This is a genomic window from Bacillus sp. B25(2016b) (assembly GCF_001679765.1).
In the GTDB taxonomy this organism is placed as follows: Bacteria; Bacillota; Bacilli; order Bacillales; family Bacillaceae_G; genus Bacillus_A; species Bacillus_A thuringiensis_K.
The window spans coordinates 4,428,910-4,454,716 of the sequence record NZ_CP016285.1; the positions used below are offsets into that span (position 1 = coordinate 4,428,910).

The window sequence follows — 25,807 nt, forward strand, 5'->3', positions numbered from 1 at the left end:
TTCTCGCTTTTCTGCATAATATTATCCAATTACAATCCATTGATTATTCCCATTTGCGCGACTAATTCTTTCGTCTCATGATTTCCTAAATCGTAAATCATTCTATATGCTTTTTGTAGTTGTTCATCATATCGGTCATTATTTGAATCGTGATGATACTCAACAAATGGAACGTGAGAGCGTACAAATGAACCTAAATCTTCTACATATGCTTGATCGAAGTGCTCTCTTAATTCCGTAATTTCCTCATCATTTGCATAAATTTCAAAATCATACGTATCCGCCGTCTTCACTTGTGAAATTTGACCATTTCCTATTGATATATAATATGTTTTTTTCGTTTCCATGTAACACCCTTCTTTCATCCTTTTATTTTCTATTGTTTTCATCAATTACAAAATTATGTAAAATAAAGAAAAGGAGGGGTTTTATGTTCAAAATATTAATTATCGGTATTATCATCGTCCTAATCATCCTCGTACTCTCCATCATGACAATTAATAAAGGCTATGCTTATAAACATTCCGTCGATAAACTAGAAGATAATCCTTATACAAAAAAGAATAAGGAAAATTCCTAATATGCTTCGTATACTCCGCATCACAATCGCACTCACTGTGTTCGTTATGTCGGCAATTGGATTATATACAGGTCAAAATAATTTTCTACCTCTTTCACAATTTCTATTAGGGGCTTTAATGTTTCTCATCGCATTTGAACAAATAAAGAAAAAGGAGTCAGCAACTGGGCTTATTTGTATTATTTCCGGTGCTTTCATTTGGATTGTTCTCATCATTAGCTATATAAAATAAAAGGAGGTACATGCATGCTAAAAGGAGTACGGATTACTTTATCACTTATTGCTTTATGTATAGCAATCTATAGTTTCTTTACTAGTAATAGAGAAATTATGCCTTATATGTTCATCTTTTTAGGGATGATGGCTTTCGTTATTAGTATAGAGGAAATCTTAAAACAGCAAAAAGGTGGTAGTATACTTGCTCTGTTAGCAGGAGCTGGTGCTTTATTTCTTGGCTTCTCAGAAATATTTCGATAAATAGTCTCTTTAAAGGAGGTATACAATGCTAACTGGATTACGCTATTTTTTCATGCTTCTCACACTCTCTCTTTGCACTTATTCTCTTGCTACCGACAACTTCACACTTCTCCCATACATGCAATTTGCTCTCAGTTGTTTCTTTATTCTTCTAGGAATTAATGAACTGAAATCCGGAAGAAAATCAATGGGTATCTCGCATTTTTTCGTTTCTAGTCTTATGCTCTTCATTGTAATATCGAACTACTTTCACTAAAGATAACATGTAATTTCCAATCACCTACTGACCATTACCTCTCACTAATTTGGATTTTTTAAACAGTTAATAAATTGGAGGATACTATGCTAACAAACCTTCGAATCTTACTATCTGCTATTGCTTTTATTCTTGCTTTTTTTAGTCTTTTTACACGAATTTCTATTCTTTTCTCTTATGTATTTATCCTTTTAAGCATCACATTTATTCTTTCGGGAGTTGCTGAAATACAACAAAAGCAAAAATCGAAAGCTATCTTTTGTTTTATAGTTGGGATAATCACTTTCTTCGTTGAGATTTCTGACATACTTCCATAAAAAAGAAGAGCTTGTGTGCTCTTCTTTAACTCACTACTTTCAATCCAATAATCGTCCCCATAATCCCAACAATACAAATAATCCGAAAAGCGTTTTTAGGTTCTTGAAAAAATAAAATACCGACAACTGCTGCCCCGAGCGTTCCGATTCCAGTCCAAACTGCATATGCGATCGATAACTGAATTTCTTGAAGCGCCATCGTTAAAAATTGAAAACTAATAATAAAACCACCTATTAAAATAATATTATTCGTCCAACTATTATTTTTTGCTACTTTCTTTATCCCAATTACACCGACAATTTCAAAGAGCCCAGCTATAATTAAATAGATCCATGCCACTTTATTTCACCTCTTCCTTATTCCCACTAAATTTCAATCCGATAATAAATAGTGCCAATAAGCAAACGAGGAAAACTTTGATGAGCGAAAATGGTTCTTTGAAATATAAAATATCTACCAATATCGTTCCAACTGTACCAATCCCAGTAAATACTGCATATGCCGTACCAATTGGAATTTTTTTAGTTGCTTCAATTAGTAGTTGAAAGCTCACTAAAATTGCAATGAGTGTCAAAATACTCATTGAATTTGTTTTTAATCCTGTCGCCCAATATATTTCAATTAAGCCCCCAAATACTAAATACATCCACGCCCTATTTATGCTAATTTCCTTTTTCTTTTTCACTTCTTCTTTTATCTCTTCTCTTGTTTCTTGTTTCGAAGAATTACGCTTCTTTTTCGGAAAAAGAATGTAAGACATCGCCCATATAAAATGAATAATAAGCACTGATGTCCAGACACTTGTAATCGTATTAATCGTTTCATTTTTATAAAATCCAATTTGTTTATTTAAAATCCACTCTTTCATATGAAGGAAATAGGAACCGCTTGGCAACTCTTGAGCTGGTACAAGCCCTACTATAAAAATAAATAGAAGCTGTGCAAAAATGAAAATCCCCAGATGCTTATAAAAATATTGCCTCTCCATCCACGCATGCTTAATTCCATATAGCTTCTCTTTTCCCGCGCCAGTCATTTACCCTCCTCCTTTTTTAAATAACAATCTATCATCTTTTCTATATAATTCATCGTTTCTAAATCAAGTCCGTATACTCTTGCAATCTCTCCCTCTTCAGGTTTAATTAAATCCCAATACTTATTTATTAATTGTTCATCTTCATGAAATACGTGCATTGAAAAAGCCACTACCCTTTCCGCTAACATTTGAATTTCCGGTGAATCTACTGGTTCATTTATACGCTGACGAATTTCTCTTAATACTTGTAACCATTCTTTTGTTCTTTCATCGTTTTCTTCAAGTGTTGGTAAATCCTCTATAACCTTCTGTTCTTCCTCCGTAAAATATTTTTGTCGGAAATTTTCTCTCTGCTCAATTCCCTGTACTGATTTTATGAATAACATTAAATCTTCTGTTTTAAGCTCTCCTGTTAATTCAATGGAATGAAATGCTGTATATAATAGTTTTTCTAAGTCCTTTAATCTTTTTACTTCCGCTTGTATTGTTTGAATTTCATTTTGAATTGCACTTTTCCATCTTTCTTCTGAATTCCCCTTTTCCTCTTTTAACACTTTTTTTATTTCTGAAAGCTTAAAACCAAGCTTTTTAAACGTTGTTATTTGTTGCAATGTAATTACATCATCTTTTGAATAGTAACGATATCCTGACTCAGCAACGTACGACGGTTTTAATAATCCAATTTCCTCATAATATCTAAGTGTTCTCGTCGTTACATTCGTTTCTTTTGAAATTTCACCAATGCTATACTTATCCATCGTTTCCTCCTCACGCCTTATTTATCTTCACTATAAACTTTGACGTATACGTTAAAGTCAATACTCCATTCACACAAAAAACTCCTGTTTTTCAAACAGGAGCTCTCATTAATATATTCACCTACTGCCTTTCATTTCTTAAAAATGCTCATAAGTGAAACTCATTGTTTTTCTATAAAACCTGTACTTTTCTCTTTTACAAATAAAAAAACTGCCCTTTAACAGGCAGTTTTTCTTTATCCAAACACTTTCTCAAGTTCAACTTTATCTTGGCTTAACCAGAAGTTCATTAAGCGTTGTGCTCCTTCTAAGTCGTGAAGCTTCGCTTGACCACATTGTGTTTCATTTGCAGCTGGAATTTCTGTAATTTGAACCGCATCTTTTAATGTTAGTTCTAATAAATCAATAATTTCTCGTACTGTCGGTGTTCCGCTTACTACAAGATAATATCCTGTTTGGCAGCCCATCGGTGAAATATCGATAATATCAAAGTGCGGATAACGATCAATATATTTACGTAAATTAAATGCTAATAAATGCTCTAACGTATGAATAACATCTGGTTTCATTGCTTGTTTATTCGGTTGGCAGAAACGAATATCAAATTTATTTACAATACCGTCACTACCTACATTGTGAACTCCGCAATGTCTTACATAAGGTGCCTTTACAATCGTATGATCTAATTCAAAGCTTTCTACTGATGGCATACAACATCTCTCCCGCTTTTAATTTAATTCCGTTATATCCAATATGATATAACGGAAATGCACATTAGTAAAGTATTATGTACAGTCGTGCTATAATACTTTAAGACTATGCTGAAAAGGAGACCATTATGAAACAGATTTTTATTGGGATTATACGCTTTTATCAAAAGTTCATTTCTCCGATGACACCACCAACTTGCCGCTTTTATCCGACTTGTTCTCATTACGGATTAGAGGCGTTTCAAAAACATGGTGCCCTCAAAGGCTTTTGGCTTACTTGTAAGCGTATATTAAAATGTCACCCTTTCCACCCGGGAGGATTTGATCCTGTCCCAGATAAAAAGGATGACAAAGTAAATTCTTAATTGTCGTAACCATTCACAACTAAATCTAATTTTCCTGTATCAGGATCTATAACAAGACCGTGAACAGGTACTTCTTCTGGAAGTAATGGATGGTTGCGAAGTATCGATACGCTATGCTCTACACTTTCTTCTACACTAGAGAACCCTTGTAGGAATCTTTCTAAATCGATTCCAGAATAACGGAGTGTATCTAATTTCTCATTTGTTATACCCCGCTCTTTCATCTTCTCAATTGTACTGCTTGCTTGAATTTTTGCCATACCGCAATCGTGGTGACCAACTACACAAACTTCATCAGCACCAAGTTCATATACAGCAACTAAAATACTACGCATAATACTTCCGAATGGATGTGAGATAACAGCTCCTGCTACTTTAATAATTTTCACATCACCGTTACGCATATTCATTGCTTTTGGTAATAATTCAACAAGACGAGTATCCATACAAGAGATAATTACCATTTTTTTATTCGGGAATTTTCCCGTTTCATACTCTTCGTATCTTTTCTCTTCAACAAATTTTTCATTGTATTGTAAAATCTCTTCTAATGACTTCATAGTAAAGAACCGATACGATAAACTTAACTAAATCTATACAATTCAATCAAATTTACACAAGTTAGTGCTTCATCGTGTTCTCGCAGCCCCAAAGGGACGAGGGGTATAACACTCCACACGAGGCAGTATCGTTACCTCCTATTATCAAGCATTTATTTTACCCATCTTGATAAATTTATCGACGCATTTACATCCCTATCGTGATGGCTATTGCATGAAGCACAACACCATTCACGAATCTTTAAACTCCACTGTCCTTCTGGTTGAACTGAATGGTCGTATTTTACGCCGCAATATGAGCAAATCTTACTTGAAGCGAACCATTTATCAGCTTTTACATACTCAATGCCGTACTTCTCACACTTGTATGATAAACATTGAAAGAAGAAGTGTAATTTTTGAAATGAAAATGCTTTCGATAGTTTTTTGTTTTTTAACAGGTTAGAAATAGATAAGTCTTCCACAACAATCCTCATTGGTTTGGTTTTCACCAATTTAGCTGTTGCTTGATGGATATGGTTATTTCGGATATTCGTAATTTTCCTAGATAACCGCAGGTGCTCAGCTTTCGCTTTTTCATATCCGGTAGATTGAATTTTCACACCTTTTTTAAATCTCCTAGACATATCTCTTTGCGCTGACTTTTTCCTTTTCAAAAGTTTTTTAACCTTGGCATCTTTGTTTATATTTCGTTCTTTCGTACCATTAGAAGCTACAAACAGCTCTTTTAAACCAACATCCACACCAATCGACTCATCGGTTAGTTCTTGTGATTCAAAGTCTTCTTGGAACCCTACACTAATCCACCAGTGACGACCGTCAAAGGTAACTCTTGGATTGGATGGTTTTTTGTTTCTTGGTAGTTGTTGGCTTGTTTTCACTTCTCCAATAGACTGAATATGAACTACTTTCTTTCCTATAATCAGTCTTTCATAATTGGCATAAAATCCTTGGATTAAATCTTTTTTGGATTTATAAGAAGTGTGAGAACCATTTTTGTACTTTTTGAACGAATTTTTTCTCGCCGTATCAAAATCTTTTGAAGCCTGTTTGGGAACTTGTGCATTGATGTCATTTAACCACTCATATCTCTTTCGCTTCTTGATCTTTGTAAATCGTTTCTGTAAAGCTAACTGTGAAACAGATTTTCCAAATAGCTTATAATATCTATCACTCATTCTTTTACAATAGTTATAAGCAAATCTTGCAGCACCAGCATGGTTTCTAAGCACTTTTTCTTGTTCAGGCGTTGGGATTAGTCTAACTTTCTTCGCCAATATCATCAGAAGTCTACTCCTTTACTGTGCGATTATTCAGGCACTCACCTTTCAGATAATGAAAGATTTGTTCTTCTGAATCGTAGCGTGTTCCACCAGCATTCTCCTGAGACTACTCGGATGCAAACCTGTTAATTCTGATACTTGACTAACTCGTAAAAATTTCATTATTATTCTTACCTCATTGAATCTAACATAGCACATACGTTCGATATATTCAATGAGGTTTGATAGATTTAATTAAATGTATCTCGTTCAACTAAGGGCGCAATTCCTTAGCCAGTTCTCTTATGAACTTCTCATGTTTTCACATGAGCGCAGACTATATGTTTATCTCTTTAGAGATAGAGGATTTTTCCATCACCATAGGCTTGTGATGTACTCTCGTCAGTTACACGAGATAGTCGTTGAACGTTCATCTTATCCATTTTGACTTAGATGATTCGATGCGGAAGACCCATTGTTCTAGTGTTTAGGATTTAACCTTGCACCATCTGATTGATTTTTTCTGCTTTCGCAACATTCACGCTCGCTATTTCTAGCCACGTTGTAGTTCAATCAGCTTTAGGGATTGCCCGCAGTTAACCCTCACTACTAGCCAATCACTTGACTAGCAGGGCTTACTGATATATTTAATTAACTTTAGTTATAATTGGTTAAATAAATCGTAACAGTTAGTTACCCTCTTTTCTCTCATTTACATTACTTATATAGTGTACCAAAATATGAAAAACTCAAAAAGGATATCGCTTTATAGTAAAAATAAGATATTTTCAGATAATCGACATAATTCTTTCAAAATATACACACAGCTTTGTAACAAGTCTCACATACTTTAAACGTATTTTCACTATAAACTGATTGTAGATAATGTAAAAAAGGAGTGAATATTTATTATGTCCGACGTTCTGTTACTGAGTCGTTTTCAATTTGCAATTACTATTTTTTATCACTTTTTATTTGTACCTTTGACAATCGGACTTGTTATTTTGGTAGCATGTATGGAGACTCAATACGCCCGCACATTGAATCCAACATACCGCAAAATGGCAAATTTCTGGGGTAAATTATTTACAATTAACTTCGTAATGGGGATTATAACCGGGATTACGATGGAATTCCAATTTGGAACAAACTGGTCTGAGTACTCCAAATATATGGGAGATATTTTCGGATCACCTCTCGCAATCGAAGCACTTGTTGCCTTCTTCTTAGAATCTACTTTCATGGGAATATGGTTATTCGGTAAAGACAAAATTTCACCAAAGTTTCGTGCCTTCTGTATGTGGATGGTTGCACTTGGAACAAATATTTCCGCCCTTTGGATTATTACAGCAAATGGTTTTATGCAAAACCCTGTTGGCTATGTAGTACGTAACGGTCGCGCTGAATTAAATGATTTCTGGGCACTCGTTACGAATCCATACGCTTGGAATATGTTCTTTCATACTGTAGTTGGTTGTTATATCGTAGGTTCTTTCTTCGTTATGGCAATTAGTGCCTATCACTTATTACGTAAAAATGAAGTAGAATTCTTCAAAAAATCATTTAAGTTTGGTTTAATGTTAGGCTTATTCGCCGCAACAATTACACCGTTTATGGGACATCAATCTGGTGTATCAGCAGCTAAATATCAACCCGCAAAAGGAGCTGCGATGGAAGCAGTTTGGGAAACTGGAAAAGGACAAGGCTTCTCAATTTTTCAAATTCCTGATTTGAAAAATGAAAAGAACTTGGAATTCCTTACGATTCCAAAACTCGGAAGCTTCTTCTATACAAACTCATTTGATGGCGAAATTGTCGGTTTAAAAGATATTCCGAAAGATGAACGTCCAAATGTTAACCTCGTGTATTATAGCTTCCGCTTAATGGTTGCACTTGGTATGTTCTTTATGGCATTAACTTGGTACGGCTTCTATTTAAACCGAAAAGGAAAACTAGAAAACTCAAAACGCTATTTAAAAATTACAATATGGTCTGTCTTACTTCCTTATATTGCGATTAATGCAGGATGGATTGTCGCTGAAGTAGGTCGTCAACCATGGACAGTATATAAACTAATGCGTACAGCGGAATCTGTATCGCCTATATCAGTTCCACAAATTTGGTTCTCATTAATTAGTTTAATTTTGTTCTACACTTTACTTTTAATCGCAGACGTATACTTAATGCTGAAGTTCGCGAAAAAAGGACCTGCAGCATTAGAAGAACCTGCTACTGAGGGAGGTGTAGCCCATGTCTCATGATATGCTTGCAATCATCTGGTTCGGTTTATGGGGCGTGATTTGGACAGTTTACTTCATTCTTGACGGGTATGCACTTGGTAACGGAATGATTTTTCCCTTCGTTACGAAAGACCGACAAGAACGAAATCAATTACAAGAAGCAATTGGCCCGTTCTGGGGCGGTAATGAAGTATGGTTGATTACAGCTGGTGGCGCAACATTTGCTGCCTTCCCAGTCACATATGCTAATATGTTTAGCTATTTATATACACCATTATTCTTAGTATTACTTGCACTGTTTGCTCGTGCCGCTGGACTAGAATTCATGCATAAAGATGATTCACCAATTTGGCAAAAAACTTGTAAATGGGCATTTGCAATTGGCAGTTTCCTAATCGCCTTCTTATTCGGTGTTACATTCGCTAATCTTTATTATGGACTACAAATCGGAAAAAATGGCTATGAAGGAAATTTGCTTAGCTTATTAAACCATTACGGTATATTAGGTGGTCTTTTCTTCACTGCTATATTTGTCGTATCCGGTGCCCTTTGGGTCATGATTAAAACGACTGGTGAAGTATCTGATCGTGCTTATAAAATCGCAAGACCGTTTTCAATGGCAGCTGCTATCATTTTAGCTATCTTCTATGTAGCAACTGCTAATCGGACAAACTTATTCCAAAACTTTACGGAATATCCGGTACTATTCATTCTTCCAGTACTTGCAATGTTAATGAGTGTACTCGCACTTATTATGGTGTACAAACATAAAATTGGCCTTGCATTCACATTCATTTGCCTAACAATCGTAATGTTTATGACAACTGGCTTTGCAGGTATGTTCCCAAGAATGTTACCATCTCGTATTAACGATGCATACAGTACAACGTTATACAACGCAGCTGGTAGTCAATTAAACTTAAAAATTATGTTCTTCGTTGCAATGGTCATGGTACCAATCGTTATTGGATATCAGCTTTGGAGCTACAGTATCTTTAAAAATAAAATTCATAAAGACTCTGCTAAAGGGTATCACTAAGGTAAAAAAAGACACTTCATTTGAAGTGTCTTTTTTATACGTATGATTTTCGATAAGATGTTATATTTCTAATCTAACAACTATACTACAGAAGAATCATTAACAGCTCACAGCTAGATTGTAGCACAGGACAAGTTCATCATTTTATGCAACTTTGCATATCACACTATAAAGTAAACTGTATTCCCTGATCATTCGCATCATTATCCCATACATCAGCTGTACTAATCCCGCTAAATGTTTGTACTTTCATTCCTGTATTTGATGATCCCGATCCATTATAAGCCTTCGTCTTTTCAATCGGCTGTACGTTATATTTGTCACCTACATTAATTGTTCCATTGCAATTTTCAATAATAACACCTTCCACAACTGCCGGCATTTTGTCACCCACTTTCATTTCTTTACTTTTATTTTATGAAAATCGCCTAGAAAAATAGCATGTTTTAATAAGAAAAAGCACTCAATTTGAGTGCTTTTTCTTTAAGCATAAAGACAAGTTTGGAGACAGTTGACTTCTTCAAAATTTTATTAGGGGTAATATTTTGAAAAAGAAAGCCTTTCATATGTAGATTAACACCACTGGAATATATAGTAAATTGATAATGTTTATACGGAAGATTGCTAATGTTTAGTATAGATAGTTTACACTATGCTAACAGTGAAAACTATCTATACTAATAAAAAAAGGTGCCTTCAAAAAAGACAACTTTCAAAAACAGACACTATAAAACAGAATTATTTATTGTTATATGATTGTTAGATACAAAAAGTAGAGGGAAATGTTTGTATTAAATTCTGCTTTATAAAGTCTGTCTACAACTTATATTGTAATCCTCTGCCTTTGAAAAAAAATATAATATGCACAATTGCATACAAAAAGAAAAAGCACTCTACTGAGTGCCTTTTCAACCATTTTACTTTTAATATATCGCTTTGAATATATTGTAACATACGTATCTATATATTTTATTGAGAAAATTCAAAATCCTTTTTCTTTCATTTTCAATTATAAAATCATGTAATATAAAAGGTATGTCAAATTCTTATACAAGTTGAGGTGTACTATATTTATGATGTATTTTGGAATTATTCCTCTTATACTGTTTATTATTTTTCTTATCTCGTATTTAAAAGATCCGCGAAAAATAATAAACGGCTTTTTATTTAATGCCTTTATCTGTTCATTTCTATTATTTTGCGCTATAGCCTCATTTGAGTCTGGTAATAACGATTTACATTTTATCGTTATCATCCCCATGTTAGCACTACTTGTAATGATACCTTTTGCTATAGTCGCTTTAATGTTCGGACTTTTTCTTAATGCAAAAATTTTAATGCAACGTGAAGGAAGGCGTTTCACAAACTCTTTAACTTTAATTGCTGCTTTAGGGATTTTATTCTTTATAATGCTCCCTATCATAAACCCAGCAAGTTTAGTTTCATCGCATTTAGAGCCTATTTTTGCAGCTATTTCTCTTATAAGCTTCTATTTCTTTATACACTTATCTAACTTCTTAAGCGCATATTTTTTATACCAATTCAACAGACCAAGACGTAATCAAGATTTCATTATCGTTCTTGGTAGCGGCTTAATTAATGATAAAGTACCACCATTACTTGCAAGCCGCATTAATAAAGCTATCGACTTCTATTGGAAACAAGCCGCTGTGAATACACCACCAACAATTATTTTCTCTGGTGGTCAAGGTCCAGATGAAGGCCTTCCAGAAGCAGAAGCAATGCAAAATTATGCTGTTGAAAAAGGAATTCCACTTGAACATACAGTACAAGAAAATCGCTCTGTAAACACATATCAAAATATGTTGTTCTCTAAAGAAATTATGGATTCTTTAAAACCTGAAGGTAAATATAAAAGTATTTTTACAACGAATAATTTCCACCTTTTCCGCGCTGGTATATACGCTAGACAAGCTGGTCTTAATAGCCAAGGAATCGGGTCAAAAACTGCATTTTATTACTGGCCTAACGCAATGATTCGTGAATATGTTGCAATTGTCGTAATGGGACGTAAGCGTCATATGAAAATATGTGGAACTATTTTAGGTTTCGCTTTATTCATATCAGTACTTAGTTTTATATTTTCTTAATAGTATCCCATCCTTTGAAAGGATGGGATTTCTTATACTCATTTCAAAAATATTTTAAAGATAATATGGTGATAATATTCCCTGCATACATCCATTAAAGGAGAATTTTTTCAAATTAAATGTTAAAATGAAATTTAGGTGTGAATAACGTAACAAATAAGAAACTAGTTTGAAACGAGGAAATTATATGGAGAAAATTATCAAAAACAAGCCCAATAAGCTAAAAATTGCTTCAAAAGCTTTGATGATTATTATTGGGGCATTTATCACAGCGTACGGATTAGAAGCGGTATTAATTCCAAATAACGTATCAGACGGTGGTGTAACTGGTTTAAGTATCGTTAGTTCAAGATTATTTGGATTGCCATTAGGAGCTCTAATCGCAGTTATTAACATTCCTTTCGTTTGGTTAGGGTATAAGCAAATCGGTAAAAGCTTTGCGATTTATTCTATTATCGGAATTGCTTCATTAGCAGTAGGTACCGTTGTCATGCACGGAATACCAGCTATTATTGAAGGTGATACATTATTAGTTACAGTTGTTGGTGGTATTATCATCGGTTTTGGTATGGGACTAGCATTACGTAACGGTGGGGCATTAGATGGAATCGATATGCTTGCTGTATTGCTTTCTCGTAAGTTACCATTTGGAACGAGTGACCTTATTTTATTCTTAAACATGTTCGTATTTATTTTCGTATCAACGGTATTCGGCCTTCAAGGAGCTATCCTTTCGGCAATTGCTTACTTTATCGCTTCGAAAGTGATTCATATCGTTGAAGTTGGTTTAAGTGGTTCAAAAGCATTTAAAATCATTACAAAAGAGCCTGAATTAATGGTAGAAACAATTCGCGATCGTTTAGGCCGAAGTGCAACATATAACGAAGTATACGGTGGTTATTCAAGAGAGAAGTTCAAAGAAATTTCTTGTGTAATTAACCGTTTAGAAGAAAGTAAAATGAAAGAACTTATTAATGAAATCGATCCACACGCTTTTATTACAGTTTATGATGTAGCAGAAGTAAAAGGCGGTAATTTCAAGAAACGTGATATTCATTAATCGTTATATAAAAGAGGGTATGCCAAAATTTTGGCACACCCTCTTTTTATTATTAAGTTGCTATCGTTGTCAGTTTTTGTCGGTAAGTCGATATATTTCAATAATCGCTGATATATTTTTACTCTCCCCCCTTATGCCTAAATCGCACTAATAATAAGGAATTAATTCCCATAACAAGAAAAAAGACCAAAAAGCAACTCACACTTTTCGGTCTCTACACTATCTTCTCTTCGTAATCTTTCCTGAACCACCGACCCTCGTTTTCGGAGGAGATGTATTCCTTGGCGGGGTTTTAATAGATGATTTTGGCTTCACATCTGATCCGCTTGAACCACCTGGATTTTTCGTTATTTTCCCTTTGCTTCCAGTAGGAGGCGGAGGCGTACTACTTCCTTTTTTAGTAATACTTCCTGTATCTCCTACGGAAGGTTTCGAATCTACATGATCGCCTCGCTTAATGATAGACCCTTTTCCTTCCTTCGTAATTGGAGGAGGGGTTTTCTTTTCTTCTTTCGTAGGCGGTCTCTCTGGAATAACCGGTTTATGATTTTGTCTGTCATTATACCCGCGGTAATCACCGTACGATGATTTTCGTGAACCAAATATATCATTTAATATACTTCCCATAATATACCCTTGCAAGAAGGACGGTTGGTAATTTTGACGGACAAATTCTTTATTACTTATTTCAATTAACGTATCAGATGGTTTCTCTTTATCCTTTTGCAGGTTATAAATCTTATCAGAATAAACGAGGAACATTTGATTTTCGTCTTCTTTAGATGCTTGCTTCGGTTCTCTTTCGTTAATGAGTTCCTTCGCTACTTCAGGAACCGACCGATTGGCGGCCCTATACACGTAAGATTCTTGTTTACCTTCCTTGGCAACAGATTCAAGTGGATAACGGTCTTGAATCGACTTTGTCTGCCCGCCTTGACAACCTGATAAGGCATAACCAGCAACAACAAGTAATATAACGATAGCAAGTATAGGGATCACAAACGATTTAATCATGGTAAACAATCGGTTTGACATGATTACGCCCCCTTACGTTGCTCTTATAATTTGTACATCAGCAGGAATGATTGCTTCTCCCTCATACATCATTGTGCGACCATTTTGCCATTCAATACGCAATAATTTTCGATTATCTGATTGGAATTCCCATATATACTGTTCTTCTGAAGCTGAGAATGGAGTTTTTCCCATCACAACAACACGTCCGTTATATTGTTCTTCCATATGGTACTCGGTATCATCCATTTCAATTGTCGTCGGAATTTCATCAATTGAATCTAAGCGACCATCAATTGGAGTATATAATTTGTAATACGTATTTTCACGGTCTTCAATTTTTAAATAACGAATATCTTTCCCGTCTTGCAGTGTCAAAACAATTTCTTTACGAGAATGCATACTCGTTTTCCCAATTAATTCATACATAACTAATGAAACTTCAATCATATCGCCAGGAGCTAACGTTAAAAGACTCTTTTCCGGCTTCGGTGGCTCTGGGCTTTTCATTATATTTTTAATTCGTTTAAATAAACTCATGATCTACCCCTCCTTTTCTCTTTATAAACACGCACCTAAAATTAGTGCACCAACAATATGTAATGATCCGGCTAGCATCGCATGTGCAACGCTACCTTCTTTCGTACCCTCTTCTAAATCAAGACCAGACATTTTCTTTAATACGAATTCGATAAACATTTCTACCACTAATAAAATAACGAAAGAAACTGCTGATGCAAGAAGTGCTTGCCATAAATCATTTGCTTTCGTTATCGATTGGGATAAAATGTACCCTTGCGCAAATAATTTCATAATAAAACGAGTTGTTACAGCTGTATTTCCATTTTTGATTTCTTTTAAATCATTGTATTTTGTAAAAATTGAATCAACCCACATAATTGCAAATAAAAGTACTGCACTCGCTCCAGTCCATACAAGCATGGCAACTACATTCATCCATGTCATTGCAAAACCTCCTCTAAATATAAAGTGAAACTTTAATGGGTGGGGAAGTGTTTATTCCCCACTGATTATTAGCCCCCACCAATCGGGCATTTATGGGCAGTAGATCTCCCACCCACCTCTCTGTTTTCACCAAAAGTAGAGGTGGGTGTCTTACTGCCCGCAAATTGCGGGGTAATAGAAAACCGACATGAATTTATTTAGACATGTCGGTTCATTTGTCTCTATTCTATATTATTTCTCATACTGCTTCATAATACGAGCTAATTCATCGTCAACAGCAGAATTTTTATTTAAGCTTGCGAATTCATCATCTAATGATTTTTCTTTTTTGTACACTTCACCGCTTGCTTCTGCTTCAGCCTCTAATTGAAGAGCTTTCTCTTCCATACGGCTTAAACCAGCTTTTGCTGAGTTTGAATCAAATCCAGACATCGCCTGATTAATATTCTTTTGTGCTTTCGCCGCATTTACACGTGCTACAAGTGTCTCACGTTTATTTTTCAGTTCATTTAATTGCTTACGCATTTCTTCTAGCTTCAGGCGCAGATTATCAGCAGCAGCTTTGTTTTGCTCATAGCTTGCTTTATACTCATTCATCTTTTGCTCTGCATTTTGTTTTTCTTCTAGTGCACGGCGCGCAAGATCTAAGTTACTAGCTTGAACAGCCATATGAGCTTGTTCTTCACGTTTTTTCACAAGTGCTTCTTGCTCTTCAAATAAGATTTTGAATTTCTTCTCAAGCGCAATTTGAGCTGCTACACTTTTCTCAGCTTCTTGTACATCAGCTTGCATATCGCGTAAATATTGATCCGTCATCTTAACTGGATCTTCCGCTTTTTCAATTAATGAATACACATTCGACATTGTTAAATCTCGTAATCGTTTAAATACAGACATCTAAATTCCTCCTATGATATACCTCATATTTTAAATTCACTACTTGGAAAAATAAAAATCTTCCTTAACAGTAAAGAATAGTAATTTTTACAGCTATGTGTTTATTATAACAAAATGAAGATGTACTTACATGTTATTTCCAAAATACATCCATTATAATATGACATTCTAGATGCAATATTGTATTTCTAATATATTCTCATTATCTCCCTTTAAAATTAACTTACTTTTTTGCAATTTCACTAAATTACATAAGTGTAATATTACTGTAAGCTAACTCGATAGTTACGTTTCCATATTTCTTATACACTAATACCAGAAGCAACAAATAAGCTTCTCATCATTTCAAAACTAATACAAAAATTGTATTTACTATAAAACATTAAAAAGGAGAAATCATCATGAAAAAATTAGTAGGAATCGGATTAGCAGCAGCAATTTCATTCGGAGCATTATCAGGTTGTTCTTTATTAGGAGAAAAAGCAAACGGATTTGTACTGTACGGAACAGAAGATCAAGTAACACAAATTGCAGATAAAAATAAAAAAGAAGTGAAAGAAAAAGACTTCTATAAAATGAAAATGACAACATTAGACGGTAAAAAAGTTCTTGTCATGGATAAGAAAACTGGTGAAGAACTTGTGAAGAAAGAGTTACTTAGCAAAGTGGATGCAAAAGACGACACGAAGCCACTTGATAAATTACCAGCTGTAACAACAGAACAAGGTGTATTATTCGCAAAAGAAAAAGTAGAAAATGCTACACTTGATGGGGCAAAATTAAAATACGAAGGCAATACAATTATCGGTAGTGGCCGTGCATATGCCGACATGTTCGCGGTTGTTGATGATGCAACATACGGAAATGTAAAAGGTGAAGAAAAATCTGTAGGTGTATTAAAATTTGATAAAGACCCAAGTAAAGAATTCCCTGGAAAGAATGGTGTAGAATCATCACAACTTGTAAAAATTAAGAAGTAATAAAAAAGCTTTGCGAAATTCGCAAAGCTTTTTTCTATTTATTATGAGCAATTTGCTCCATATCCGGACTACAAGTTTGCGACTGACATGACTTATTTAAAGAACATGCCGCGCATTTTCCTTTTTTACTTCTCTTTACAAAATGAACTAACGTGTATGCTGCATAACCAAAAATGATAGCTCCAATTATAATATTGACCATCATCACAATACATCTCCTTCTAGAATCCGAGTAAGGATCCGACTTGGTATATAATGAGAGTTAATACGTAAGCAACTACGAGCGGATAAACGACTGAGAAAATCGTCCATTTCGCTGATCCTGTTTCACGTTTAATAACAGCTACTGTCGCTAAACACGGAACATATAATAAAATAAAGAACATAAATGCATATGCTGATAACGCAGTATAATGTGCTCCCATTACATTTCCAAGCACATCTTCTTTCACCGCATAAATAATTGCCATTGTAGAAACGACAACTTCTTTCGCTAAAAATCCTGTTAAAAGAGATGCTGCAGCTTGCCACGTTCCAAAGCCGAGCGGTGCAAATAGTGGTGCGATAAATCCACCAATCATCGCTAAGTAACTGTCTCCCATATCCACACCAAATCCTGATGGACCTGCGTAGTTTAATAACCAAATGACAACAGAACCACCGAAGATGAATGTACCTGCTTTACGAACAAATCCCTTACCTTTCTCCCACGTGCTTAGCCATAACGTTTTCGCTTGTGGCACGCGGTAAGGAGGTAGTTCAATGACGAAAATAGACTTTTCCGCTTTTAAAATGGTAAGAGACATAATTTTTGTAACTAATAATGCAAGAACAATACCTGCAACATATAAAGAAAACACAACAGTTGCCTGACTATGAGGGAAGAATACTCCCGCAAATAATGCGTATACAGGTAAACGTGCCGAACAAGACATAAATGGTGTTACAAGAACTGTAAGTAAACGTTCTTTTTCTTGTTCAATCGTTCTCGCTGCCATAATACCTGGAACATTACATCCAAAACCGATAATCATCGGAATGAATGCTTTTCCATTTAAACCGAAGAACTCCATAATTCTATCCATAACAACTGCAATTCGCGCCATATATCCTGAGTCTTCTAATAATGAAATGAAAAAGAATAGTGCAAAGATTTGTGGAACGAATACTAATACCGCACCAACACCGGCAATAATACCTTCTGTAACGAGTGCTTGAATAAAATCAGAAGCTCCAACACTTGTAAGTCCAGCTGTCACCCAATCCGTAAGCTGGCCACCAAAAAACTCATCTAACATATCCGATAAAGGTGTACCAATCCACGTAAACGTAACCTGAAAAATAAAAAACATAACTGCTAAAAAGATTGGAAGTCCTAAAATTTTATGTGTAATTAATCTATCAATTTTTTCTGAAAAAGGAATTTTCCCTTCTTTCTCATGCTTCATAACATTTGTTTTTAACTTTTCAATATACGCTTCACGAGTTTTGTAAATGTGCTCTTCCAACGTACAATCAAGTTTTTCTTCTAAGCGAGATCGAATGGCTGCAAGTTCCTTATAAATTGGTAATGCTTTCATCTCTTTTTCTACTACTTCGTTATTGCTTAAAAATTGAAGAGCTAACCATCTCGGATGCTCGTAATTCGCTTTCTCTAAAAGAGAAATTACTCCTCCAATTCCTTCATCCATTCGTACACCATATGAAATAATGAATGGCTTTTTCGCATTTTTGTCATTTTCTTTAAGCGTCGCAAGTAGTTCTTCACAACCTTTTCCGCTTCTTGCAACGACAGGAACGACTGTTACACCTAATAGTTCTGATAATCGTTTAACATCAATTACAATGCCTCTTTGCTTCGCCACATCAATCATATTTAAACCAATTGAAACGGGCTTACCAAATTCAAGTAATTGCAACGTTAAATGCATATTTCGTTCAAACTGCGAAGAATCCACAATATTTAACATATGCTGAAATTCTTCTGTTAATAGAAAGTTTGTTACAACACCTTCATCACGTGAAACTGGATTTAAATCATAGACGCCTGGTAAATCAATTAATGTTCCTTGCTTATCTTTTAATTTACCAACCTTCTTTTCTACTGTTACACCGCTCCAGTTTCCTACATACTCATAAGAACCAGTAAGTGCATTAAATAATGATGTTTTCCCTGTATTTGGATTCCCTAGCAAAGCTACCTTATTCACGCTAATTCCACCTTTATCATTTTCGCGTCACAATGACGAATACTAATTAACTGTCCACGACACTCCAATGTACAAGGACCTTTGAACATCGCTTTTTGCTTCATGCGAAGTTCGCTTCCTTCAGAAAGACCAAAAGCAGCCAGTCTTCTCTTTAGTAACTGATCTAACGACTGAATACTTTTTACTAACACTTTCTCACCAATTTTAATATCTACTAAGCTCATAACCTTCCCCCTCCGAAGAGAATGATAATTATTTTCAAAAGAATTATAGCACACTCTATTTCTTGAGCACTATACCCTTTGACTTCATATTTATTAACATTTCTCTACAATTTTATTTCAATTATTGTCATAATAGATTCGTTTGCCATTCTCATCCATTTCGCTTACAATAAACAATAACAAATAAAGAATTTCGTTATCACAGGGGGAGCCATGCCGCTGAGAGGGAACACTTCGTTCCGACCCTTCGAACCTGTTAGTTAATGCTAACGCAGGGATTGTGCAAACGTCCGAAATACATACCTCTTTTTTATTTACGTATTTCGTATCCTCCTATGATATCTATTCTTTTTTGTACAACTTGGATTTAGGGGGAGACAACATGCGTAACACCAATTTACAAGCGATGATCGAATCTGCTATTCTTGCAGCCTTCGCCATGACCATCGACATTTTACCATTATCAATTAAACTTCCAACAGGCGGTTCCATTTCATTTGCTATGATTCCTATTTTTATTATTGCTTACCGCTGGGGCTTTAAATCAGCTTTCTTAGGCGGTTTAGTTTGGGGACTATTACAAATTGTCGTGGGAGATGCTTACATTTTAACACCTGTTCAAGCATTCATTGAGTACTTCATTGCCTTTGCTTTTATTGGATTTGCTGGCTTATTCTATCGTCCAATTCAAAAAGCACTTTTAACATCTAATGAAAATAGCTTAGAACAATCAAATTTAGGTAGCCGTAAAGACAAACCTTCATCAAAACAAAACCAGGGTAAGAAAGTCCTTGCTTATATTATCCTTGCTACATTTATCGGTAGCTTTGCTCGCTATTTCTGCCACTTTATTGCTGGCATTATTTTCTGGGGACAATATGCACCGAAAGGTCAATCAGCTGTGTTATATTCATTAATCGTAAACGGCAGTACAATGCTCGGTTCTTTTATTTTATGTACAGTTTTACTTATATTTTTATTCCTTACTTCACCACGATTATTCAAAAGCATCAATGCTTATCAAATAAATGCAAACAAAAAGGGCGCTTAATGAGCGCTCTTTTTTCATATCGTAATATCAATTAAAAATACAATAAATGCGCAAAAGAAAATAAATACCATTATACTTAGCCAATTGCTATGCACGGTTCATCGACTCCTTACATAACCTCATATTCTAAACAAATTATACTGATTAAAAATAAAGATTAGGTAAAGATAATATGAAAATAAATTAAAAAAACGTAGATAATATGATCTACGCTTTTTTCGGTAAATAGAAGTAAAATAACACACCATTTTCTGTATTTTTTACCCCATATTCAGCATCATGTAGTTCTAAAATGTTCTTTGAAATGGCAAGCCCAAGCCCCGTCCCACCTTGTGAACGCTGACGAGCTGTATCCACGCGATAAAAACGATCCCAAATTTTATCTAATTGTTCTTCTTCAATGTGAGTACCTTTATTTTCAATACACACTTTTATACGATCCTTCTCATCTATTGTAGAAATAATAATATCCTCTTTATTTGGTGTGTAGCGTATGGCATTCGTAATAAAGTTCACGATGACTTGTTCAATCCGGCCTTGATTTGCAATCACTTCAAATGAACATATATTTTTATGAACATGAAGTTCTTTTTTCTCTATTTCCACAGATAGATGTTCACATATATCTTCAATTACTGTATCAATATAAAACGAATCCTTTTTCATTTTATATGTACCAGATTCAAATTTAGCTAGCTCAAGCATATCCAAAATTAACGTATCCATTTTGTCTACTTCTCTCTCCATTGCCTGAAAATAATACTCTTTTTTATGTTCAGCTACCCCGTCTTTTAAAATAGAAATACAGCTTTTCATAATACTTAGCGGTGTTTTTAATTCATGTGAAACACCAGAAATGAATTCTTTTCGCGTCTTTTCTAACTTTCTTTCCTTTTCAATATCTTCTTCTAACTGTCCAATATGCGAATGGAGTTTATTTGATAGCACATTAATATTTTTTGATAAATCCCCAATTTCATCTTTTGAAGTAATCGGTATTTTTTCTGTGAAGTCTAAATGCGCTATTTTCTTCGTTGTATCATTTATTTTCAATAATGGCTTTGCAATTTGTTTTGAGTAATAGAACGAAGCTAAAAAAATAAGAACGACTACAAATGCAATGATATAGATATAATAATCTTGCACCATTTGTACAGCCTCATCTACGGGCTGTAAAGAAGCCATCGCATAAATATATGTTACTGATCCACCTTTTTCTTTTATCGGCTTAATTAATAATTTATATTTTATATCATTCTTTTCATAGTCCATTGTTTGTATTGCATATTGTATATGCTTGCTCTCTTTTAATAATAAATCCGTTTGAAATTCTTTTATGTTATCTAAAAAGATGCTATTTTTATAAATTTGATTTATAGGACCTGTTACATCAGGAAGCTGAACTTTCGTAACACGCCCACCTATGTAAGCATCTAATTCTTGAGCAGATTCTTTCTGGACAGCTGGTTTCTTTTCCTTAGCAAGTTGTTCTTCGGCTGCTCTCTTTTTCTCCTCATTTAATTTCATTTTCTCCTGAAACGCTTTTTCTAACGGTTTATTAGATCCACTTAAATTTTGCTTGCCTAACGTGAAAGAGAATGGAATATAATTATCATCTTTTTTCACGCCAGAAAAATAAATTTCTTGTCCTAAAAATGCATTTGATGATTTATTATCAATCTCCTCTATATTGATGAGATTGTATAAAGGAATTTTGAATATTTGTTGTCCAAAGCTCTTTTGTTGCCTACGATCTATCGTTACCTCAAAATAAAAATCATCCGCATGTTTTAAATTCCCATTCTGATCTAATGTCGTAATCCACGTATTATTTTCTCTTAAAAAGTCTTGCTCCAGTCGCTTAATTTCTTCTGCATTTCCTACATAATTCAAATAACTCTTCTCAAAGGAATTTAAGTTCACTTTAATATCTTCTACTTTTCGATTCGCATAATATTGTTTAAAAAATATCGTTTGTCCAATAAATATCGTCACTAAAATTAACATGCATAATGCTGTTGTGAGGGTAAATAATTTTAGTACAATTCCTTTTCTCATACATTCCCCTCAAATTTATAACCTGTTCGTACTACAGTTGTAATGTACTTTGCTTTCTCTCCTAATTTATTTCGCAAATTACGAATATGGCTATTAACGGTTCGGTCATCACCGGCAAATTCGTATCCCCAAATTCTTGAAATGAGTTGCTCTCGCGTTAAAACTATTCCTTGATTTTTCATGAAATACACCAATATTTCAAACTCCGTATGCGTTAAACTAACATCTGCCTCATCAACAGTAACAGTACGCGACGGAAAATGGACATGGATGCCATGAATCGATAACGTATCATCTTCGTTCTCTAAAGGTTTCTTCGATGCTTTTCTACTTTCTAATAATCGTTTCGCTCTTGCTAATAAAATTGGCGGACTATACGGCTTCGTCACATAGTCATCTGCTCCAAGTTCAAAACCAAGTAACGTATCGTCTTCATCTACGCGTGCCGTCAGCATAATAATAGGCACCTCGGACGTCTTCCTAATCCTTCGGCAAACAGACCATCCATCGAGTTCTGGCAACATAATGTCTAAAATAACTAAATCCACCTTTTCTTGCTCAAATACAACTAAAGCTTCTTTTCCATCTCTTGCTTCAAACACTACATATTGCTCACTCAAAAAATAATCTTTTAATATTTCACGCAAAATATCTTCATCTTCCACAATTAAAATGTTTTTTGACATAACTTATGTATCCCCTTCCGTTTTCAGAAACTATCACTTCATTTTGAATAACTAGCCGTTAACTTCGCCTCGATAATATATCTATCTGGTGCATCCCCTATATAATCAAATGGATAGCAAGTCGTCAGTGTTAATACCGGTTCTTCTTTTTTTATAATAACAGTACGATCATCCGCGTGGGTAATCCACGTCTTTTGAATTTCATATGTGTAAATTTTATTATCATACTCTAAAACAAGCGTATCTTTTTCTTTTAACTCCCCTAAATCGGTAAATACAGTATCCCGGTGTCCACTCAAAACAGTATGTCCACCTCCAGATGGCGTTGTCGTTAAATCACTAACGAACATACCCACTCCTTTTTTCAAAGTCGTATCATCCGCTCCCCAATATATAGAAAACTTCTTCCCTATTTTTGGTATGTTTAACATCGCTACCTTTTCTCCTTCTTTATGTTCTGTTTGAGAAGAAGGCACTTGGGAAGTTACAGGTGTTTCGGAAGAAAGTTCATTATCTTGTATATTTTCAAGGCTCTTTAGTTCTTTTTTTGTTAATTGTTGAGCAGAGCTTTTTCCTTTATACCATTCGACAGCGTAATATGCTCCCATAAATAGCCCTATAGCCATCAATATGATACCGATATAATTGAGTATCTTCATGTTTCATCCCTCCATGCAAAAAATGGTAGGAATAACCTACCATTTTTAATATATGAAATTATGCCATTCTTTATAGGACAATATTTGATTTATGCCTTAACTTTATTCCGACGATTCAAACCAAATAATGTACCTAGTGCTACAAGACATGCGCTTAGTCCCATCATTGCTACATTATTAGATGCTGTGTTTGGTAATTTCTCTCCAGCTTCTTTTTTTGCAATAGCTTCCTTTTCTTTCACTTGTGGCGCTACTACTTCTTTAGCCATATTACTTTTTTCTTTTTCTTGTACTTGTGCCGCTTGCTTTTTCGCTACTTCATTCTTCTCTTGCGCTTGCGCCGCTTGTTTTTTCTCTGTATCATTTTTTTGCTGCGCCTGAATCGCTGCTTCTTTTTTTGCTATATCTTGCTGTATTTGCGCTGCTTCTTCCTTTGTCAATGTTCCAGTTGAAGCACTTGCTACTGAAGAATATCCTACTGTTAAAAGTGCCATCGCACAAATTGGTAATAGTTTCTTTTTCATTTTATTTCTCTCCTCTTATACGTTTTACATCACTTCGCATCGGATGTATCACTAGAATAAACAAGAGATATAAATTTAAGATGCAGATGAAATATATTTCATTTAAAGATTTCATTGTAGAGAAATAAAAAAACATCGCAATATATACGATGTTTTTTCGGGTGTGTGTCTCAATATTTACATATTACTTTCGCGTGATGTAGAAGTAGAACAGGCCGGAGCGATAACTAATTGTCTCGGCTCAGTTTTCTTTAAGTGATTTTTGACGTTACACTTACGACGTTGAACAACCCACGCTTTAATAGGGTTTGTCAAAATAATCTTTTGCTCTTCGTTAGGGGCCTCTTCTTCAAACCTACAACTTTCGCTCCATTTATTCCATTTCATTGTAAATTTAGAAGAAGAATGATCATCTTCTTGATCAAACAAGTGCAAAAAATCCATCTCGCCAGCTAGCATTACGGTGTTGCTAGTTGCTAAAAAAGAAAAGGTCGTCCAACGTTTCTCCATGCCCTCCTACTCCTTTTTCACATATAGAGTGCCTAAAACTTAATTTACCTAAAATATGCTTGCCTTTTACCTTACACCCATAGTTTATCCAAAATGCTCTTATGCAACTATCGATTTGCCTTACAACTACCTTACATTTTTGTAAGAAACAAAAAAACCTTCACTCTATATAATGAAGGTTTCTTACTTTTTATCTATATGATCTCTCATATCATCAAGTCCAGCTTCTTTTAGCTGCGACATCATACCGTGCGAAATTGCTCCTAACACTAAAGTCATTCCAATTAATGAAATACGAATCGCAGGTACATCAATTACGTAAGCCAACAGGCCAAGAACAATTGTTAAAAGTAATGCTTTTATAAATGTTACACTTGTGTACTGTTTCTTCTTCATCATATTCACCCTTTATGGAAGCGTTTTCTTAATATGCTTATTATATCATATCATCAGATGATTTTTTCGTTATCTTTGTAAAAAATTACTATCTCCTTTGACTTTTTTCTTTCTATCCTTTACAGTCGAAATGTTCACAAGTTTTACACTGTAGGAGGACTCCAATGAATATTGAAATAAAAGACACTTTAATTTCTGAAGAACAATTACAAGAAAAAGTAAAAGAACTAGCACTTCAAATCGAAAGTGACTTTGAAGGAGAAGAAATCGTAGTCATTGCTGTATTAAAAGGATCTTTCGTATTTGCTGCTGATTTAATTCGTCACATTAAAAACGATGTAACAATCGACTTTATTTCTGCATCTAGCTACGGAAATCAAACAGAAACAACTGGAAAAGTTAAACTATTAAAAGATATCGATGTAAACATTACTGGAAAAAACGTCATTGTCGTAGAAGACATTATCGATTCTGGTTTAACACTTCATTTCCTAAAAGACCACTTCTTTATGCATAAACCAAAGGCACTCAAGTTCTGTACATTACTTGATAAGCCAGAACGTCGTAAAGTAGACTTAACAGCTGAATATGTTGGCTTCCAAATTCCAGACGAATTCATCGTTGGATACGGTATCGACTGTGCAGAAAAATATCGTAACTTACCATTCATCGCTTCAGTTGTAACGGAATAATCATATAACTTAAAAAATCGATAGTACATAAAATGTATATCGGCGATTTTTTAAATATATCGACTTACCGACAATAACTGACAATCTTAGCGCCTTATTAATAGGAAAAAGCTGTTCTGAAATACATCGGAACAGCTCCTTACTTTCCATTACAAAAAAAAACAGGGA

Annotated in this window: 33 protein-coding genes and 1 riboswitch; of the genes, 12 read left to right on the forward strand and 21 right to left on the reverse strand. The window is 34.6% G+C overall.

The window, feature by feature from the left end:
• Positions 1-29: 29 nt before the first annotated feature.
• A complete protein-coding gene (locus tag BAQ53_RS22710; RefSeq protein ID WP_151522813.1) occupies positions 30-347 on the reverse strand; it encodes a hydrolase in 318 nt (105 codons plus the stop codon).
• A gap of 83 nt (positions 348-430) precedes the next feature.
• Between BAQ53_RS22710 and ytzI the strand changes: the two genes are divergently transcribed.
• The 4 genes from ytzI to BAQ53_RS22730 all read left to right on the forward strand — a co-directional run bounded on the left by ytzI (position 431) and on the right by BAQ53_RS22730 (position 1,630).
• Positions 431-580: a YtzI protein gene (gene ytzI / locus BAQ53_RS22715; protein WP_000472791.1), complete on the forward strand. Its 150-nt coding sequence runs from the start codon at positions 431-433 to the stop codon at positions 578-580.
• 1 nt (position 581) lies between these two features.
• Complete coding sequence (locus BAQ53_RS22720; RefSeq protein WP_151522812.1) at positions 582-812, forward strand: DUF3953 domain-containing protein; 231 nt, start codon at positions 582-584, stop codon at positions 810-812.
• Between the two features lie 14 nt (positions 813-826).
• A complete protein-coding gene (locus tag BAQ53_RS22725) occupies positions 827-1,057 on the forward strand; it encodes a DUF3953 domain-containing protein (protein ID WP_000912056.1) in 231 nt (76 codons plus the stop codon).
• A gap of 342 nt (positions 1,058-1,399) precedes the next feature.
• Entirely contained in the window at positions 1,400-1,630 is a 231-nt protein-coding gene (locus BAQ53_RS22730) for a DUF3953 domain-containing protein (protein ID WP_000957184.1), read from the forward strand.
• A gap of 25 nt (positions 1,631-1,655) precedes the next feature.
• On the opposite strand, the gene BAQ53_RS22735 is transcribed toward BAQ53_RS22730, so the two are convergent.
• From BAQ53_RS22735 to luxS, 4 genes are all read right to left on the reverse strand, one after another.
• Positions 1,656-1,970, reverse strand: a complete 315-nt coding sequence (locus BAQ53_RS22735; protein WP_000312334.1) for a DMT family transporter — start codon at positions 1,968-1,970, stop codon at positions 1,656-1,658.
• A 1-nt stretch (position 1,971) separates the two neighbouring features.
• Entirely contained in the window at positions 1,972-2,667 is a 696-nt protein-coding gene (locus BAQ53_RS22740; RefSeq protein ID WP_208906265.1) for a DMT family transporter, read from the reverse strand.
• The gene (locus BAQ53_RS22745; RefSeq protein WP_000362242.1) at positions 2,664-3,425 is read right to left on the reverse strand and encodes a MerR family transcriptional regulator; all 762 of its coding nucleotides are present in this window, start codon (positions 3,423-3,425) and stop codon (positions 2,664-2,666) included. Before BAQ53_RS22745 ends, BAQ53_RS22740 begins: the two co-directional genes overlap by 4 nt.
• Before the next feature lie 236 nt (positions 3,426-3,661).
• Entirely contained in the window at positions 3,662-4,135 is a 474-nt protein-coding gene (gene luxS / locus BAQ53_RS22750; protein ID WP_208906266.1) for an S-ribosylhomocysteine lyase LuxS, read from the reverse strand.
• 128 nt (positions 4,136-4,263) lie between these two features.
• On the opposite strand from luxS, the gene yidD reads away from it, so the two are divergent.
• Positions 4,264-4,500 (forward strand): membrane protein insertion efficiency factor YidD, encoded by a 237-nt coding sequence (gene yidD, locus BAQ53_RS22755; protein ID WP_000809334.1) that lies wholly within the window; start codon positions 4,264-4,266, stop codon positions 4,498-4,500.
• On the opposite strand, the gene BAQ53_RS22760 is transcribed toward yidD, so the two are convergent.
• Both BAQ53_RS22760 and BAQ53_RS22765 read right to left on the reverse strand, forming a co-directional pair.
• The gene (locus BAQ53_RS22760) at positions 4,497-5,060 is read right to left on the reverse strand and encodes a beta-class carbonic anhydrase (protein ID WP_000838173.1); all 564 of its coding nucleotides are present in this window, start codon (positions 5,058-5,060) and stop codon (positions 4,497-4,499) included. The genes yidD and BAQ53_RS22760 overlap by 4 nt on opposite strands.
• A gap of 152 nt (positions 5,061-5,212) precedes the next feature.
• Positions 5,213-6,343, reverse strand: a complete 1,131-nt coding sequence (locus tag BAQ53_RS22765; RefSeq protein WP_061884693.1) for an RNA-guided endonuclease InsQ/TnpB family protein — start codon at positions 6,341-6,343, stop codon at positions 5,213-5,215.
• Positions 6,344-7,233: 890 nt separating this feature from the next.
• On the opposite strand from BAQ53_RS22765, the gene cydA reads away from it, so the two are divergent.
• Positions 7,234-8,583 carry a cytochrome ubiquinol oxidase subunit I gene (cydA, locus tag BAQ53_RS22770; protein ID WP_208906267.1) on the forward strand — a complete coding sequence of 450 codons (1,350 nt, stop codon included), beginning with the start codon at positions 7,234-7,236 and terminating at the stop codon, positions 8,581-8,583.
• Positions 8,573-9,601, forward strand: coding sequence for a cytochrome d ubiquinol oxidase subunit II (gene cydB, locus BAQ53_RS22775; protein WP_208906268.1), 1,029 nt, complete (start codon positions 8,573-8,575; stop codon positions 9,599-9,601). The genes cydA and cydB overlap by 11 nt, the downstream gene beginning before the upstream one ends.
• A 166-nt stretch (positions 9,602-9,767) precedes the next feature.
• On the opposite strand, the gene BAQ53_RS22780 is transcribed toward cydB, so the two are convergent.
• Complete coding sequence (locus BAQ53_RS22780; RefSeq protein WP_002001299.1) at positions 9,768-10,001, reverse strand: spore germination protein; 234 nt, start codon at positions 9,999-10,001, stop codon at positions 9,768-9,770.
• A gap of 676 nt (positions 10,002-10,677) precedes the next feature.
• Between BAQ53_RS22780 and BAQ53_RS22785 the strand changes: the two genes are divergently transcribed.
• Together BAQ53_RS22785 and BAQ53_RS22790 are read left to right on the forward strand one after the other, a co-directional pair.
• Positions 10,678-11,712: a YdcF family protein gene (locus BAQ53_RS22785; RefSeq protein ID WP_033690171.1), complete on the forward strand. Its 1,035-nt coding sequence runs from the start codon at positions 10,678-10,680 to the stop codon at positions 11,710-11,712.
• A 187-nt stretch (positions 11,713-11,899) separates the two neighbouring features.
• A complete protein-coding gene (locus BAQ53_RS22790) occupies positions 11,900-12,772 on the forward strand; it encodes a YitT family protein (RefSeq protein ID WP_000411244.1) in 873 nt (290 codons plus the stop codon).
• Between the two features lie 219 nt (positions 12,773-12,991).
• Here the strand turns inward: BAQ53_RS22790 and BAQ53_RS22795 are convergent, their stop codons facing one another.
• The 4 genes from BAQ53_RS22795 to BAQ53_RS22810 all read right to left on the reverse strand — a co-directional run bounded on the left by BAQ53_RS22795 (position 12,992) and on the right by BAQ53_RS22810 (position 15,649).
• The gene (locus BAQ53_RS22795) at positions 12,992-13,807 is read right to left on the reverse strand and encodes a DUF4247 domain-containing protein (protein ID WP_000071188.1); all 816 of its coding nucleotides are present in this window, start codon (positions 13,805-13,807) and stop codon (positions 12,992-12,994) included.
• 12 nt (positions 13,808-13,819) lie between these two features.
• Positions 13,820-14,326, reverse strand: coding sequence for a DUF4178 domain-containing protein (locus BAQ53_RS22800; protein WP_000051745.1), 507 nt, complete (start codon positions 14,324-14,326; stop codon positions 13,820-13,822).
• 21 nt (positions 14,327-14,347) lie between these two features.
• Positions 14,348-14,752 (reverse strand): DUF350 domain-containing protein, encoded by a 405-nt coding sequence (locus BAQ53_RS22805; RefSeq protein WP_000220087.1) that lies wholly within the window; start codon positions 14,750-14,752, stop codon positions 14,348-14,350.
• Between the two features lie 231 nt (positions 14,753-14,983).
• Positions 14,984-15,649: a PspA/IM30 family protein gene (locus BAQ53_RS22810; RefSeq protein ID WP_000110286.1), complete on the reverse strand. Its 666-nt coding sequence runs from the start codon at positions 15,647-15,649 to the stop codon at positions 14,984-14,986.
• A 401-nt stretch (positions 15,650-16,050) separates the two neighbouring features.
• Here BAQ53_RS22810 and BAQ53_RS22815 point away from each other — a divergent pair, with 401 nt between their 5' ends.
• The gene (locus BAQ53_RS22815; protein WP_000737480.1) at positions 16,051-16,629 is read left to right on the forward strand and encodes a lipoprotein BA_5634 family protein; all 579 of its coding nucleotides are present in this window, start codon (positions 16,051-16,053) and stop codon (positions 16,627-16,629) included.
• Positions 16,630-16,663: 34 nt separating this feature from the next.
• On the opposite strand, the gene BAQ53_RS22820 is transcribed toward BAQ53_RS22815, so the two are convergent.
• Genes BAQ53_RS22820 through BAQ53_RS22830 form a run of 3 tightly spaced genes read right to left on the reverse strand, consistent with a single transcriptional unit; the run spans position 16,664 to position 19,063 of the window.
• Positions 16,664-16,834, reverse strand: coding sequence for a FeoB-associated Cys-rich membrane protein (locus BAQ53_RS22820; protein WP_000989586.1), 171 nt, complete (start codon positions 16,832-16,834; stop codon positions 16,664-16,666).
• Between the two features lie 16 nt (positions 16,835-16,850).
• Positions 16,851-18,839: a ferrous iron transport protein B gene (gene feoB / locus BAQ53_RS22825; protein WP_001044824.1), complete on the reverse strand. Its 1,989-nt coding sequence runs from the start codon at positions 18,837-18,839 to the stop codon at positions 16,851-16,853.
• A complete protein-coding gene (locus BAQ53_RS22830; protein ID WP_000060514.1) occupies positions 18,836-19,063 on the reverse strand; it encodes a FeoA family protein in 228 nt (75 codons plus the stop codon). Before BAQ53_RS22830 ends, feoB begins: the two co-directional genes overlap by 4 nt.
• Positions 19,064-19,257: 194 nt before the next feature.
• A riboswitch (TPP riboswitch) is annotated at positions 19,258-19,359 on the forward strand.
• Positions 19,360-19,445: 86 nt separating this feature from the next.
• Between BAQ53_RS22830 and thiT the strand changes: the two genes are divergently transcribed.
• A complete protein-coding gene (gene thiT / locus BAQ53_RS22835; RefSeq protein ID WP_208906269.1) occupies positions 19,446-20,114 on the forward strand; it encodes an energy-coupled thiamine transporter ThiT in 669 nt (222 codons plus the stop codon).
• 207 nt (positions 20,115-20,321) lie between these two features.
• Here thiT and BAQ53_RS22840 read toward each other — a convergent pair whose 3' ends face one another.
• The 6 genes from BAQ53_RS22840 to BAQ53_RS22865 all read right to left on the reverse strand — a co-directional run bounded on the left by BAQ53_RS22840 (position 20,322) and on the right by BAQ53_RS22865 (position 24,950).
• Complete coding sequence (locus BAQ53_RS22840; protein ID WP_001225370.1) at positions 20,322-22,172, reverse strand: sensor histidine kinase; 1,851 nt, start codon at positions 22,170-22,172, stop codon at positions 20,322-20,324.
• The gene (locus tag BAQ53_RS22845; RefSeq protein WP_000041865.1) at positions 22,169-22,858 is read right to left on the reverse strand and encodes a response regulator transcription factor; all 690 of its coding nucleotides are present in this window, start codon (positions 22,856-22,858) and stop codon (positions 22,169-22,171) included. Before BAQ53_RS22845 ends, BAQ53_RS22840 begins: the two co-directional genes overlap by 4 nt.
• 38 nt (positions 22,859-22,896) lie before the next feature.
• Positions 22,897-23,517 carry a class D sortase gene (locus tag BAQ53_RS22850; RefSeq protein ID WP_000698540.1) on the reverse strand — a complete coding sequence of 207 codons (621 nt, stop codon included), beginning with the start codon at positions 23,515-23,517 and terminating at the stop codon, positions 22,897-22,899.
• An 89-nt stretch (positions 23,518-23,606) separates the two neighbouring features.
• Positions 23,607-24,041 carry an LPXTG cell wall anchor domain-containing protein gene (locus tag BAQ53_RS22855; protein WP_000728028.1) on the reverse strand — a complete coding sequence of 145 codons (435 nt, stop codon included), beginning with the start codon at positions 24,039-24,041 and terminating at the stop codon, positions 23,607-23,609.
• A gap of 177 nt (positions 24,042-24,218) precedes the next feature.
• The gene (locus tag BAQ53_RS22860; protein ID WP_000415590.1) at positions 24,219-24,551 is read right to left on the reverse strand and encodes a hypothetical protein; all 333 of its coding nucleotides are present in this window, start codon (positions 24,549-24,551) and stop codon (positions 24,219-24,221) included.
• A gap of 183 nt (positions 24,552-24,734) precedes the next feature.
• Positions 24,735-24,950, reverse strand: a complete 216-nt coding sequence (locus BAQ53_RS22865; RefSeq protein WP_002001286.1) for a hypothetical protein — start codon at positions 24,948-24,950, stop codon at positions 24,735-24,737.
• Between the two features lie 161 nt (positions 24,951-25,111).
• Here BAQ53_RS22865 and hpt point away from each other — a divergent pair, with 161 nt between their 5' ends.
• Positions 25,112-25,639 (forward strand): hypoxanthine phosphoribosyltransferase, encoded by a 528-nt coding sequence (gene hpt, locus BAQ53_RS22870; RefSeq protein ID WP_001019309.1) that lies wholly within the window; start codon positions 25,112-25,114, stop codon positions 25,637-25,639.
• The last annotated feature ends 168 nt before the right edge of the window (positions 25,640-25,807 follow it).